The sequence below is a fragment of the Calothrix sp. NIES-2098 genome (assembly GCF_963875125.1).
Taxonomy (GTDB): Bacteria; Cyanobacteriota; Cyanobacteriia; order Cyanobacteriales; family Nostocaceae; genus Aulosira.
In genome coordinates this window covers 6463261-6478262 of record NZ_CAWNKJ010000001.1, presented here as the reverse complement: position 1 = coordinate 6478262, position 15002 = coordinate 6463261, and the positions used below count along the sequence as shown (strand labels likewise).

The window sequence follows — 15002 nt, the reverse complement described above, 5'->3', positions numbered from 1 at the left end:
ATTGAAATATCATCTAAGATTTAAAATTTGGTAATTGTGGATTGGTTTCACCCAAGTGTGGGTGATACATAAACCAGCCCAGTCTGAAATAAATATTGCGAAGTATAAAAAACAACTATTAGCAGTTAAAAATTAACTGTTGACAAATAACTAATAAAGTGAGGAGTGAGGAGTGAAGAATCAGGAAGACCGCATTACCAAATTAAAATTAAAAATTAAAAAAACCGGATTCTTCATTTTTAATTTGCAATTTCTACTATTAAATAGTTTGGCTATTTTACCAGCAATAGCCGCAGATGAAGAACCTGTATTGAGCATAGTCTATAGCCAAGATAATACTAATCAATGGACAGGCATCACAAACCGCTTGCAGGCAGCTGGGGTGAAGTATTGTGTGATCCCGCTAGATGCGGTTAGGAGTCCGGCAGATTGGGGCGATCGCCGGGTATTATTTTTGCCTAATGTAGAGACATTAACACCAGCACAAGCGATCGCCTTAGAAGAATGGATGAGTAAAGGCGGGCGCTTGATTGCCAGCGGCCCGGCAGGTAGTTTGTCAGCCCCAGGTGTACGGCAGTTGTTGCGCACGCTGTTAGGAGGTTATTGGGGATTCAGTCTCGGTAATACACAACAGCTGCAACCAGCCAAAACCCCGCTGCCACCGGGATTGGGCAACCAAGACCAAATGTTTGGTAAAGTGCATGGCGGTGTGGTAGTACCAGATAACTTTAGTACACCAGCTGCTGTTTGGAATGCCAAAGATAATCCGGCAGCAGTTGTGACAACCGATCATTCTACGTTTTTGGGCTGGCGCTGGGGTGTAGATGCAGTTACAACAGCAGATGTAGATAATGCTTGGTTAAAAGCTTCTATCGAGCGTTATATGAAATTACCGCCGAGTGCGAGTAGGAAAATAGAAGGCGGTTCGCCAGCTTGTTCGACTTCAGTGGCAGTTGCAGCTAAAACTCCTCAACCACAAGCAGTTTTTTCGCCAACGATTTTACAAGCTATAAAACCAAAACTGCCGCCGCAAAACACACAACCTAAAATTCCTACAACTACTGTTAATTCCAAACCTCAGACTCGGCAATTACCAGCAGCGATCGCTACTGCATCCCAAGCAAAACCAGTTACAAATGTTACGTCCCCAAATCCGCAAGAGCCGATTGACCAACTAGAACAAGCAGTACGTTTGGATGTTGTACCCAACTCTAACGCGCCGATTGGTAGCAACGAAGCGATCGCTCTCCAGAATGAGCTAGAACATCTCATTGGCAGAGTCGAAAGTGCCCATTTAGCTGCCGCAGCTTCTGACTCTGGCAACGCAGAAGCGTTAATTGGTAACACCCAAGCGCTGAAAGTGGATCGTACCAGCTTAGTTGCCAGCAGATCTGGCGTGCAAATCCCAGATACGGCACAAGCGATCGCCAAGGCGAGGGAAATTGCCAAAAACTTACCGCAGTTAATTGCCCAAAAAAACTATGCTCTAGCTCGTCAGCAGTGGTTAACAGCTAAAGCCAGTTTGTGGAAGCAGTTTCCCCTCGATCGCAAATTAGCTCAACCAGAAATTCGGTCGGTGTGGTTAGATCGGGGGACAATTGTCCGTGCTGGTAGCGAACAGGGACTAGCGCAAGTTTTTGACCGACTAGCACAAGCAGGAATTAACACAGTATTTTTTGAAACCGTCAACGCGAGTTATCCCATTTATCCCAGCCAAGTTGCACCGCAACAAAACCCCTTAATTCGCGGTTGGGACCCTTTGGCAGCAGCAGTCAAGTTAGCTCATGCCAGAGGTATGGAATTACACGCTTGGGTTTGGGTGTTCGCCGCTGGCAATCAGCGCCACAATGAAGTAATTAACGTCAAACCTGATTATCCAGGGCCAGTGCTGGCGGCTCATCCTGATTGGGCAAACTACGATAATCGTGGCAACATGATTCCGGTTGGTCAAACTAAGCCATTCTTCGATCAAGCTAATCCCGAATTGCGCGAGTACTTAATGAAGCTGTACGAAGAGATTGTCACTCACTATCAAGTAGATGGGCTTCAATTAGACTACATTCGCTATCCTTTCCAAGACCCAGCCGCAGGTAGAACTTACGGCTACGGAAAAGCAGCAAGAGAGCAGTTTCAACAACTTACAGGCGTAGATCCGTTGAAAATTTCTCCTAGCGATCGCGATTTGTGGCAAAAATGGACAGCATTCCGTACCGAACAAGTTAATACTTTTGTGGATCAACTTTCACAAAAGTTGCGGCAAAAGCGACCAAATTTAATTATGTCCGTTGCCGTATTTCCCCTACCAGAATTAGAACGCATTCAGAAGATCCAACAGCACTGGGAAGTTTGGGCTAGACAAGGAGATATAGATTTAATTGTGCCTATGACTTACGCCTTGGACACTCCTCGCTTCCAAAGACTCGCACAACCTTGGATTGCTTCCACAAAATTAGGCGCAACTTTATTAGTACCAGGAATTCGCTTGCTTTCCTTGCCAGCCGTCGGAGCCTTCGATCAATTGCAACTAGTCAGGGACTTACCAGTTAGCGGTTACGCCCTTTTTGCAGCAGAAAATTTGAACAACGAGTTACAAAAACTTTTCACTAATACCCAAGGTAAGGTGCAACCGACAACTAACGAACCGATTCCACACCGCAAACCTTTTCAAACTGCTGCCGTTCGTTATACTGCTTTGCAACGTGAATGGAAGTTTATTTTGCAAAACGACCAAATGCAGATGCCTGCAACAACTATTTCCGAGTTTAACAATCAAGCACAAGTTTTACAAAATGCTTTAAATCAGCTTGCAGCCTCACCTTCTGCCAGTAAGTTCGTCACAGCAAAAGCTACGCTAACTCGATTCCAGGCTCAATTTAGAACTTGGATGAGCCAGGAGGCTATGGAAAATCCTTATCAAGTCAAAGTTTGGGAGAATCGTTTGGCAACGATTGAAAGGTTATTGCGTTACGGCGAACGGCGCATACTGCCACGTCCTTAAGAGGTAAGGGGAGCAAGGGGAAAAGGGAGACCAGGGAGTGTGGGGAGTTTTCTTCCCCCTCCTCGCCATCTCTCCTCTTGCCCCATGCCCATTAACTCTTGACTCAGCTTTCATCAAATTTGGCACTTTACCATTGAGAAAATGGTAAATTTGAAAAAGATGAATCATTTTCTATTTCTATAACCGATTTCATCAGGTTTATAGCCTCGCTAGCTTTGCTCATTGAGGTTTATTGTGATTTTCTTTATTTCCTATTAATTTCAATGAAAGCTTAGTGTACCTAACTTTTAAATTGGGTTTACTTGTTGTAATTTATAAATAAATTTTCTATTTTGATTTGCAATCGATCGCTACTTGGGCGTTTTGAACGTTAATTTTGTGACGCTAAGTAAACTTAATTCTAGATTGCAATGATGATTCATATTCAGCTTGAGGATTGTAGACATTTATCCTTAAATTCTCATTAGACATACCAAAAAGAATGTTGTATATATAAAGAAAATTTCCCGTATTTCTACTCTCGCAATCATTAACGGCGAAAGAAAAAATATTATAAGTATAGAAAACAGTTTACTTAAATAACTATTTTTAATCATTACTATACTCAATATCTATGCAAGCCATACCACAACTTCTGTGGCTAAAATGCTTAAAGTCAATAGTTGATTTTTCGCCATTGACCGTTGAGCCAGAAACATTGTTGTTAGATGCGATCGCCCTCATGGCGAAGCAAGGCAAAAGCACTTTAGTCGGATTAGCTGGGGATATAGTTGGGTGCTTGACAGAGAAAGATGTTGTCAGGCTTGTAGCTTCAGGGATTGACTTCACAACCACAAGAATTGCTGAAGTTATGCAAACTATCACAATGACTCCGAAGCTATCGGAACTTGGAGATCTGGCAACAGTACTTTTTCTGTTGCGCCAATCGGATTCGGGTTTGCTTCCCGTAGCGGATGAGTATGGTTTAGCAATCGGTGCGATCGTATGGGATAGCATTTACCAACTTTTGGAGCCACAAGTAAAGGAAAGTGCTGCGATAAATCTCCAAAATCGAGAATCGATACATACCGAATGGTCTTTATCATGGTGTTCAGAAAATCGCTTGCAGCATTCTCAGGAAACGGAAGCGGGGATTGTTGCTCAAGCAGTAACCGAACAAACAGATACCAGAGAAATAATTGCCGATCGAGGCACAGCTACCGATATCAGCCAACAGCAAGCGGCGTTACGCGATCGCCAACAGGCACTAGCAGCACTCAGAGATAGTGAAGAACGGTTCCGCAACTTAATAGAAACCAGCAGCGATTTAATTTGGGAAGTAGACAAAAACGGCATCTATACCTATGTCAGCCCCAAAATTAGGGATATTTTGGGCTACGAACCAGAAGAAGTTTTAGGAAAAAGTCCCGTGGCATTTATGCCATTGGATAGGCGAGAGAGGATAGCTCAAGAATTTGCGGTAATTTTTATTACTCCCCAACCATTCCAATGTTTGGAGAATATCCAGATGCATCGAAATGGGGAACTAGTTTGGCTGGAAACAAGTGGGGTTCCAGTCTTTGACTCTGAAGGTAAATTCCAAGGGTATCGCGGTATGAGTCGAGATATTACCCAGCGTCAACAAGCAGAAACATCTTTGCGAAATACTCAACAGCAGTTACAAGCAATTATCGATAATTCCCCAGCGGTAATTTATCTAGTAGATGCTGAAAATAAATACTTACTGGTCAACAAGAAGTTTGAACAACTATTCAATCTCAAGCAAGAGCAGATATTAAAGAAAAGCATTTACGATATTTGGAACCAAGATATTGCCGAGCAGTTTGTAGTTCATAACCAACAAGTAATTACAAATGGTATCCCTGTAGAAACTGAAGAAATAGTCCCACACGCCGATGGGTTGCACACTTATTTGTCGATTAAGTTTCCGTTAAAAGATGCTAATGGTGTAGTTTATGCAATATGTGGGATCTCTACCGATATTACCGAGCGTAAATTAGTTGAAGAGTCACTCTTAGGCTTTCGCAAAGCTATTGAAAGTACCAGCGATGCTGTTTGTATGGGCAACATCTTGGGTGAAACTATTTACGTTAACCCAGCATTTGTCAAATTGTATGATTACACTTTAGAAGAACTGCGAGCTGCTGGAGGAGGACATGTGATTTTTAAGTATCCAGCAGAGTTTGAACAAATAGTCAGTAGTATCCAAAGCGGTCAGTCGTGGCGAGGCGAAGTATCTATGCAAGCCCGCAATGGAAGGATTTCGCAAGTATACTTATGCGCTGACGCCTTGAAGGATGCTACAGGGAAAGTTTTAGGAACAGTTTGTATTCATACTGATGTTACGCAACGCAAGCTGGCAGAAGAAAGTTTGAGACTCCGCGATCGCGCGATCGCAGCTTGCAGCAATGGTATTATGATTGCTGATGCCAGCATTCCCAACGGCCCAATTATCTATGTTAATTCTGCATACGAGCGCATGAGTGGCTACTGGGCTAGCGAAGTCATTGGCCAAAGCTTTTGTTTGTTCCTAAATAATGGAATTAATCAATTAGAGTTACAACAACTCAATGCAGCAATGCAAGCAGGTAAAGACTGCTCCGTGATTCTCCGCAATTATCGCAAAGATGGCAGGATTTCTTGGAACGAATTAAACATTTCTCCTGTTTATGATGTGGCTGGCGTACTTACCCACTATATCGGCATTCAAACAGATATTAGCGATCGCAAGCAAGCAGAAACAGCACTACTTGTCAGCCAACAAAGATTGCAATACTTACTTTCCTCTACCCCGGCTGTTATCTATACCTGCAAATTATCAGGAGATTTCGGTGCAACTTTCGTCAGCGAAAATGTCAAAGCGATGATGGGCTATGAAGCCAAGGAATTTGTCGAAGATTCAAGTTTTTGGTCTAGAAATATCCATCCCGACGATTTATCTGAGATTTTTATCGAACTTGCCCAAGCACTAGATCGCGGCCACTACAGCTTGAATTACCGCTTCTTACACCAAGATGGTAACTATCGTTGGGTGTGTGACAAAGGTAAATTAATGAAAGATGAAACTGGTAAATTAGTGGAATTTGTCGGTTATTGGGCAGATATTACAGAACAAAAGCAATTAGAACAAGAGTTAATTCACGCACTAGAGAAAGAGAAAGAACTCAACGAACTTAAATCTCGTTTTATCTCCATGACTTCCCATGAATTTCGCACACCCTTGAGTACTATCCTTTCTTCCGCAGAGTTGCTAGAACATTACCGACATAAATGGACTCAAGAAAAACAACTCATTCACCTGCGCCGTATTCAAAGTGCTGTCAGTCGCATGACAGATATGTTAAACGAAGTTTTGTTTATCGGTAAAGCAGATGCGGGAATACTAGACTATCAACCAACATCTTTCGATTTGGTTGAATACTGCTGCCAATTAATCGAAGATTTTGAGCTAGATCTCAATAATCAGCGTCGAATTTCTTTTAATACCCATCCTGAAGTTATACCATGTTTTATGGATGAAAAATTGTTGGGACACATACTTAATAACTTACTCTCGAATGCGATCAAATATTCCCCATCTGATAGCAATGTTGCATTGACTTTAACATGCCAAGATGGGCAAGCAATATTTGAAATCCAAGACCAAGGAATCGGGATTCCGCCAGAAGATATATCGCACCTATTTAAATCATTTCATCGGGCTAGTAATGTAGGTAATATACTCGGTACTGGTTTGGGATTGTCAATTGTGAAAAAATGTATTGATATCCACCAGGGTGATATCTCTGTATCCTCTACATTGGGAGTTGGGTCTAAGTTTACAGTCACTCTACCATTAAAAAACCAAATGCAATCAGGTGGGAATTATGACAAAAATTTTAGTAATTGAAGATGAAGAATTAGTGCGAGAAAATCTTTTAGATTTACTAGAAGCTGAGGATTTTGATACGCTTGCTGCTGCCAATGGCAGAATCGGGTTAAATTTAGCATTCTCCGAAATTCCCGATTTGATTTTGTGCGATATGATGATGCCCGAAATTGATGGTTATGGCGTGTTAACCACATTACGTCAAGACCCCTTAACCGCAACAATTCCCTTTATTTTTTTGACTGCTAAATCTGCGAAAGCTGACTTTCGACAAGGTATGGATTTGGGTGCTGATGACTATCTAACTAAGCCATTTACCCGTGCTGAACTATTAAGTGCAATTGTCAACCGTTTAGAAAAACAGGCTGCGTTAAAAAAGCATTTATTATCAAGCCAGCCTGCAAATGTGGCATTCTCACCAAAAATGCAGTTATTAGAAATTTATTTACAGCGAGTCGTCAAAGAAAACAAATTTCAGGAATTCGATTTATATTATCAACCAATAGTAGATATTGCCTCAGGTAAGATAATTGCAGCCGAAAGTTTATTGCGATGGCAAAGCCTTGAATTAGGCTCGGTTCCGCCACTAGAGTTTATGCAATTAGCTGAATCTACAGGTTTAATTGTACCTATTGAAAAATGGGTATTTACTAACATCTGCGAACAGATGAAGATCTGGCAAGATAATCTTAATTTGTTATCCTTGACGATTAATTTTAATGTATCTGGCAGTCAATTTTATTCTCCAGATTTCACCGAAGAGATATCGTCACTATTGATGAATAACAAATTGGCACCAGAACGTCTAGAAATCGAAATTAGCGAAAGCATAATTCTACAAAACATCAATAATGCGATCGCCATCATTGCTAAATTGCGTTCTCTAGGTGTCAAAATCGCTATTGATGATTTTGGGATTGCTTATTGTTCTTTAACTAAACTCAAAGAATTACCAGTTAACACCTTAAAAATTGGACGATATTATATTCATAATGTAGACAATAATTTTGAGAAATCAGAACTGACACAAGCCGTAATTCAAATGGCTCACAGTCTAAATTTACGCGTAGTAGCTGAAGGTGTAGATACAGAAGCAGAACTTGATTTCTTACGGCGATACAACTGCGATGCTATGCAAGGTTTTCTCTTAAGTCGCCCTTTACCAGCAGCAGAACTAGAAAATTTTTTTTAATATGCCAACATCTTACTAACAACCACTTAACTTATTACGAAAAGCTTGGGCATTGCTTTACAAGGCAAAATATTGTGTAGCAATGCCATAAGCTAGTTGGGTATGTAGAATTGGCTGACTGCATACTATTATAGAGAGCTAGTATTAGAGGTTGTGTTATGTTTTTGGTATAAGATAACGTATAAATTGTATAAGTTGTATACGAACGGCAAAATCAGTGTATAGTTTTTGATTAAAAGAATGGCAAAGCGATCGCTCCAAGCATCTGTAGAAGGTATTAGAAAAGCTAAACTGGCGTTTAAGCGCAAAGGCTGGACGCAAGAATATTTAGCTGCGACTGTTGGTTTAGAGACTCGTCAGCCAATATGGAAGTTTTTCACAGGTAAACCGATAGATCGCCAAGCCTTTAACGAGATATGCTTAGTTTTAGATCTAAATCCGGCAGAAATTTTACAAAAACCTACTGATGATGAAGTCTTTCTGGCAGAGAATCCTGCTCAGTTGACTTTAGATACTCATAGTCTAGTCGAAAAGCTGCGGTCTATTCACTATGACAAAATTCACGCCCAGTGCGGTACTTTGCATATTTTAGATATTGCCCAGCCTGTAGATTTGAATCAACTATATGTTGATGTCAATATCTTGGAGGAAATGAATAGCCAGACATGGATAAATATTAACGATCTACAAAAATGCGATCGGGATAAATTTGACAGATTTGGCTTAGGTAAAGTACGTCAAAAGCGGGTTGCTGGACTAGAAGCAGTTTTACAATATTCAAAGCTGATGGTTTTAGGAAAACCCGGCTCTGGTAAAACTACATTTTTACAATCAATTGCTATTAGTTGTAATCAAGGGATTTTTCAACCTGATTGTCTGCCAATTTTTATCAATTTAAAAAACCTGGCTGAAGATACTAGGGAATCTCCCCAGACAAGTTTAGTAAGTTATATTCATAACTATTTTTTTAGCTTTGAGATTAACGAACAGCAAATTTTTACAGTATTTGCTCAAGGTAAAGCTTTAATTTTATTAGATGCTTTAGATGAAGTTGCCGAAGCAGATAGCGAAAGAATTATTAAAAATATTAGACAATTTATTGAGACTTTCCCGAAAAATAGAATTATTATTACCTGCCGTATTGCTGCTCAATATTATAGATTTCAAGGATTTACTGAAGTAGAAATTGCTGATTTTACTAAATCGCAAATTGCTACCTTTGCGAGAAAATGGTTTTTAGCAGTTGCCAAAAGACCTCCAGCCAAAGCACAATCATTAGCCCATAAGTTTATTCAAAAATTAGAACTACCAGAGAATGCAAGAATTTTAGAATTGGCTTCTACACCAATTCTGTTAAATCTTACCTGTTTATTATTTCAATTTGTGGAAGATTTTCCCTCTCAGCGTGCTGAACTATATAAACAAGGTTTAGATTTACTACTAGTACACTGGGATGAAGCAAGGGGCATTAAACGAGATAAAATTTATCGCAATTTATCTTTACTCCAAAAAATCAAATTGCTAAGTCGCATTGCCGCAATTACATTTACCCAAAGAGATTTCTTTCTTCCAGAAGCTAAAATGCGGCAACTCATTGCCGATTATCTATCTCATCTTCCCCAAGCTACAACTGATGCAGATGCTTTGGAATTAGAAAGTGCAGCTGTATTAAAAGCTATTGAAGCGCAACATGGGTTATTAATTGAACGAGCGAGAGGCATTTATTCTTTTTCACATTTAACTTTTCAAGAATATTTTACAGCCAGAGAATTTTTTGCTAATGCCAATCCTCAAACACTACAAGAACTAGCCACTCACATTCATGAAGAACGTTGGCGAGAAATATTTTTACTAACTGTAGGGATGTTACAACCTGCCGATGATTTGTTGCAGATAATGAAGCAACAAACTGATAAGTTAGTAACTAGCAATGAAAAATTAAAGGCTTTCTGCAATTGGGTAGCGGCTAAATCCACTGCTGTAAACCAAGACTATCATCCAGCTAGCGTACGCGCCTTTTACATTACTATTGCCCTACCACCAGAACATCCTTTAGCCCGCAATCAAATTTTTGCTCTATCTTTAGATCCGCGGCTAGCAGGAAATCTGGCTAATGATTTAGCTTTAGATTTAGCTCTAACTCATGCACTTTCTGTCAGCTTGACGATGACTGCTGAGATATTTTTTCAACGCTTATTTACTTTGAGTTTAGCTTTAGATTTGGAACATCTGTTGACAGAGCAGCCATCGTTAAAGATATCGCTACAAGATTTAAAAAACCAACTACCATCACAAAAACAAAGTAGAGAAGCATTAAAACTTTGGTGGCAAACTCATGGAGAAACTTGGATTGAGAAATTGCGTAATTTAGCGATCGCTTCTCGTCAAATTGGTCATGCTTGGCAGTTTAACCAAAAAGATTGGCAGGAATTGCAACATTATTGGTATGCCAATGAATTAATATTAGATTGCCTCAATAATGCTGCGAATGTGACTCCTGATGTGCGGGAATCGATAGAGAATAGTTTGCTATTAAGTCAATAGTCATTTGTTATATAGTCCAGAGTCAAAAGCAAAGCATTTAATTTCCCCTTGCTTCCTAATCCCAATCTCCACTCTTCAGAGGGATGGGCAATGACGGCGCTTTCGGTACACTCAAAAATGAATACCAAGCTGTTTTTCTGTTGCCACTCTCGGAAGCTTCTAGTTATGAAATTATCTGCGCGTTTATTGTCACTACTTTTGTTGTTTACTACACTAACAGCCTGTAATCAGACTCGCGCCTCCTTAGATAATGCCACGCCGCAACCATCAGCATCTTCAGTTGAGTTGGCAGAGAATTCGACACAGCAGAACAATGTCATTCCCACTGAACCGCTTTCACCCACACCCATCCGTATTAACCTGAGCGATCTACCAGCACCTTTCGCTACAGAAAGTGCTTCTAAAAGTCCAGAGGTTGTACCAATTCCGCAAAAGCCAGTGCTGCGCGTACCGCCAGGATTTAAAGTTAATGTCTTTGCTGACGGTTTAGAAGCACCTCGTTGGCTGGCTTTAACTCCTAATGGTGATGTGCTGGTGACAGAAACTAGACAAAATCGCATTCGGCTGTTGCGCGACAGCAATGGAGATGGGGTGGCTGATGTACGCCAGACGTTTGCAAGTGCCAAAAATGGTCTAAATATTCCTTTTGGTATGGCTTTTAGTGGTAATTCCTTCTTTTTAGGTAATACCGATGCAGTGCTACAGTTTCCCTACACGAAAGGTCAACAGCAACTCACTGGTACGGGCAAAAAAATTGCCGATCTTCCTGGAGGTGGCTATAACCAGCACTGGACTCGTAATGTTGTAGTTTCGCCTGATGGTAACAAACTCTATGTTTCTGTTGGTTCGGAAACTAACGTACAGCAAGAATCCTTACCACGGGCTTCGGTACAGCAAATGAATTTGGATGGTTCCCAAAAACAGACTTTTGCTGATGGCTTGCGTAATCCCGTGGGTTTGGACTTCCATCCAGTTACGAAGGAACTATACACTACGGTTAACGAACGCGATGGTATCGGCGATGACTTAGTACCAGATTACCTGACACGGCTCCAAAAGGGAGAATTCTACGGCTGGCCTTATGCTTACCTCGCACCGAATAATCTTGACCCACGTCAGAAAACAAATAATAGAAGTAGAAGACCCGATTTAGCAGCCCGTACTCGTACCCCAGATGTGCTGTTTCAAGCGCACTCAGCCGCCTTGGGTTTGCAATTTTATGATGGTAAGACTTTCCCAGAAAAATATCGTAACGGAGCTTTTGTCGCTTTTCGTGGTTCTTGGAATCGCGATCGCGGTACGGGTTACAAAGTTGTATTTGTCTCTTTTGATACTAAGGGACGACCGCAAGGTTACTATGAAGACTTTCTCACAGGATTTTTGCTCAATCCATCTACACCAACTACTTGGGGGCGACCTGTAGGTTTACTGACATTACCTGATGGCAGTTTGTTGGTGACAGAAGAAGCCAATAATCGCATTTATCGCATTCAGTACGCAGGAAGTTAAAAATTAAGGGAGAGAAAGACAGATAGCAGAAGGCTTAAAAATATAATTCTGCTGTCTAGTCAAAGCTAAAGTACTTCTGCCGTCTCATTTATCCTCAGCTTAACCGTTTTACGCTAGATTATTGACAAAACAATAGTCATAGCAGGTTGAGAAATTATTTATGTCACAGCAAGAAAATAATGAGCAATCAAATACTGCTCCATCTTCTTCTCATTCTGGTACAAGATACTGGGGAAATGTAGAGGTTGTAGAAGAGGGTGAAAACTATAGAATTAGCCGTGTAGAAATCAAGCCTCGGCACGGCATCAAACCCCAAATCCATTATCATCGCAACGAACATTGGGTTGTAGTCTCTGGTGTTGCCAAAGTAACTTGTGGTGACAAGGAAATATTATTGAATCGCAACGAGTCAACATACGTTCCAGCCGCAACTCTACATAAAGTAGAAAATCCCGGTTCGATTCCACTGGTGATTTTGGAAATTCAAAATGGTGAGTATTTAGGTGAAGATGATATTGAGCGTCCTTACGATTTAAATTTGGTTAAGTCAGCCAACGAAATCTAAGCCACCTACAGGGGCATCTAAACTAATGAAGTTAACATTAGACATGGAGAAGAGATTTCAGGCTACTCTCCGTGTCATACTAATTATGCGTATAAGGTGTTTTGCAAGTTAGCGATCGCCTCAATTGTGACTGAATTTTGCTCTCTAATGCACCAAACCAGCACGCAAAGCCCTAACAGCCGCTTGGGTTCGATCTGCAACACAGAGTTTGCTCAAAATACCCCGAACGTGAGTTTTTACAGTACCGACAGTTAAATAAAGTTTGTTAGCAATTTCTGCGTTATCACATCCAGCTACAATTAACTCCAACACTTCGGTTTCGCGTTGAGTTAAGGGACAAGTCTCGATAGTTTTCTCCAGTTCTGAGTCCAGCCCATCAATCATTACCCTTTTGCCACTAGTTCCTGAGGTAACGTTGTCTTGGCGTACTTGCTTGAGTACCACATCTGCGATTGCTGGGTCAATCCAGGGACTACCAGTATAAGTTGTTTTGACTGCATCTACTAAGCGATCGCTCTCAATATCCTTCATGCAGTAAGAATCTGCACCCGCCCCAAATGCAGCTAATACAGCTTCCTCGCTGTTTTGCATGGTGAGAATCAAAAGTTTTGTTGTTAAATCTGGATTCTCTTGTTGGTATTGCCGATACCTGCGAGTTAACTCAATGCCATCCATATCTGGTAAACCGATGTCAATGGTGGCAACATCTGGCTTTAGCTGCAACAGCAGTTCCAATCCATCCGTTGCGTTAGCAGCCTCACCAATAATTTTAAGGTCTGCCTCAGCTTGTAAAGCAGCCCGTAAGCCTATTCTGGTAAGGTTGTGGTCTTCAATCACAACGACCTTAATCTCACTCATGGCTGTTACCTCTAACCAGGATTATCTAAATTACAGAATAAAATGACTTTGCTATCTTACTTTGAAGTTTATACCAAAAAGGAGATGATATTAATTTTCTCAAAAATACATCTAACTAAAGTCGTAAAATATGCATCAAAAGACAAAAATCTGCAACTTTACTAAAATTTTTTTTGCATCTATCCATTGATAGATTTTATGTTGATAGTAAGAATTGCAGAACATAGCCGAATAAAATCAAAATTCAGAGAATTGTGAATTGAAGTTAGCACACTTAAACAGTTATTTTTTTAATTAGCCATGTCACTAAATAATTCTGTCAAACAAGATCGCATCTTAGTAGTTGATGATGTGTATGACAATTTAATACTGTTAGAAACAGTTTTACAAGAAGATAACTACGAAATTATTTTAGCGCAAGATAGTAAAAGTGCTTTGGCTATAGTTGAGCAGTCGCCGCCAGACATAGTACTGCTTGATATTATGATGCCTGAATTAGATGGCTATGAATTCACTCGTCGCATTCGCCAAAATCAAAACTTACCATACATTCCTATTTTATTAATTACTGCGCATATTTACTCTAGTGTTGTTGAAGGACTTGATGCAGGTGCTGATGATTTTATTCGCAAGCCATTCGATCCAGATGAGTTAAATGCAAGGGTTCGTTCGCTTTTACGTTTAAAGCATACTATAGATGAACGCGACCATATGGCTAGTTTACGAGAAGATTTCGTTTCGCGGTTTACTCACGATTTACGAACACCATTAGCAGCTGCAAATAGAGTATTAAAGTTAATGCGAGAAGGGATGTTTTGCTCGGTTACGCCAGAATTTGCCCAAATTATTAATACTATGATTGGTAGCAATCAAGATTTGCTGGAAATGGTGAATACTTTATTAGAAGTTTATAGACATGAAGCTGGTTCCAAACATTTAAAATTCTTTCCCTTTGATATTCGAGAATTAGTTCGGGAAGTGACCCAAGAATTGAAGCCGCTAGCAGAAGAAAAAAACTTAGATTTAAAGGTAGAACTCGGCGAAAAGCTAGATTTAGAGCCAGAATCAGCAAATATGGTAATGGGCGATCGCATAGAATTGCGACGAGTTTTAACAAATATTATCGGCAATGCAATTAAATTCACAGCAACAGGATATATAGATGTCAGCTTATCTTTAGATGCTAATAACGTACTCATTAAAATTCAAGACACAGGCCCGGGAATTTCTCAACAAGACCAAGCATTTTTATTTGAAAGATTTCGTCCGGGTAAACACACAGGTTCGGGTAGTGGTTTAGGACTTTATTTATCTCGTTGCATTATTGAATCACATCAAGGTGCAATTAATGTAGAGTCTGAACCGGGACATGGGAGTACATTTACTATCAGTTTACCTAAATAAAAATAAAATAGCGTCCGCTATGACAGGTAGCGAACACTATAGACACTATGGCAAACAAGGAGAC

8 protein-coding genes are annotated in these 15002 nt (G+C 40.4%); 7 read left to right on the top strand and 1 reads right to left on the bottom strand.

Translation table 11 applies throughout. From position 1 onward, the window contains the following. Nucleotides 1-172: 172 nt before the first annotated feature. The 6 genes from AACU33_RS27085 (at nucleotide 173) to AACU33_RS27060 (ending at nucleotide 12676) form a co-directional block, all read left to right on the top strand. Entirely contained in the window at nucleotides 173-2998 is a 2826-nt protein-coding gene (locus AACU33_RS27085) for a family 10 glycosylhydrolase (protein WP_096592550.1), read from the top strand. Nucleotides 2999-3611: 613 nt separating this feature from the next. Beyond that, complete coding sequence (locus tag AACU33_RS27080; protein ID WP_096592547.1) at nucleotides 3612-6887, top strand: PAS domain S-box protein; 3276 nt, start codon at nucleotides 3612-3614, stop codon at nucleotides 6885-6887. Further along, entirely contained in the window at nucleotides 6865-8058 is a 1194-nt protein-coding gene (locus AACU33_RS27075; protein ID WP_096592545.1) for a two-component system response regulator, read from the top strand. Before AACU33_RS27080 ends, AACU33_RS27075 begins: the two co-directional genes overlap by 23 nt. A 240-nt stretch (nucleotides 8059-8298) precedes the next feature. Then, a complete protein-coding gene (locus tag AACU33_RS27070) occupies nucleotides 8299-10602 on the top strand; it encodes an NACHT domain-containing protein (RefSeq protein WP_096592542.1) in 2304 nt (767 codons plus the stop codon). Nucleotides 10603-10767: 165 nt separating this feature from the next. Next, nucleotides 10768-12111, top strand: a complete 1344-nt coding sequence (locus AACU33_RS27065; RefSeq protein ID WP_096592539.1) for a PQQ-dependent sugar dehydrogenase — start codon at nucleotides 10768-10770, stop codon at nucleotides 12109-12111. A gap of 160 nt (nucleotides 12112-12271) precedes the next feature. Then, nucleotides 12272-12676 carry a phosphomannose isomerase type II C-terminal cupin domain gene (locus AACU33_RS27060; protein ID WP_096592537.1) on the top strand — a complete coding sequence of 135 codons (405 nt, stop codon included), beginning with the start codon at nucleotides 12272-12274 and terminating at the stop codon, nucleotides 12674-12676. A gap of 144 nt (nucleotides 12677-12820) precedes the next feature. Here AACU33_RS27060 and AACU33_RS27055 read toward each other — a convergent pair whose 3' ends face one another. Beyond that, nucleotides 12821-13534, bottom strand: coding sequence for a response regulator (locus AACU33_RS27055; protein ID WP_096592534.1), 714 nt, complete (start codon nucleotides 13532-13534; stop codon nucleotides 12821-12823). A gap of 300 nt (nucleotides 13535-13834) precedes the next feature. Here AACU33_RS27055 and AACU33_RS27050 point away from each other — a divergent pair, with 300 nt between their 5' ends. After that, nucleotides 13835-14938 (top strand): sensor histidine kinase, encoded by a 1104-nt coding sequence (locus AACU33_RS27050; RefSeq protein WP_096592531.1) that lies wholly within the window; start codon nucleotides 13835-13837, stop codon nucleotides 14936-14938. Nucleotides 14939-15002: the final 64 nt, after the last annotated feature.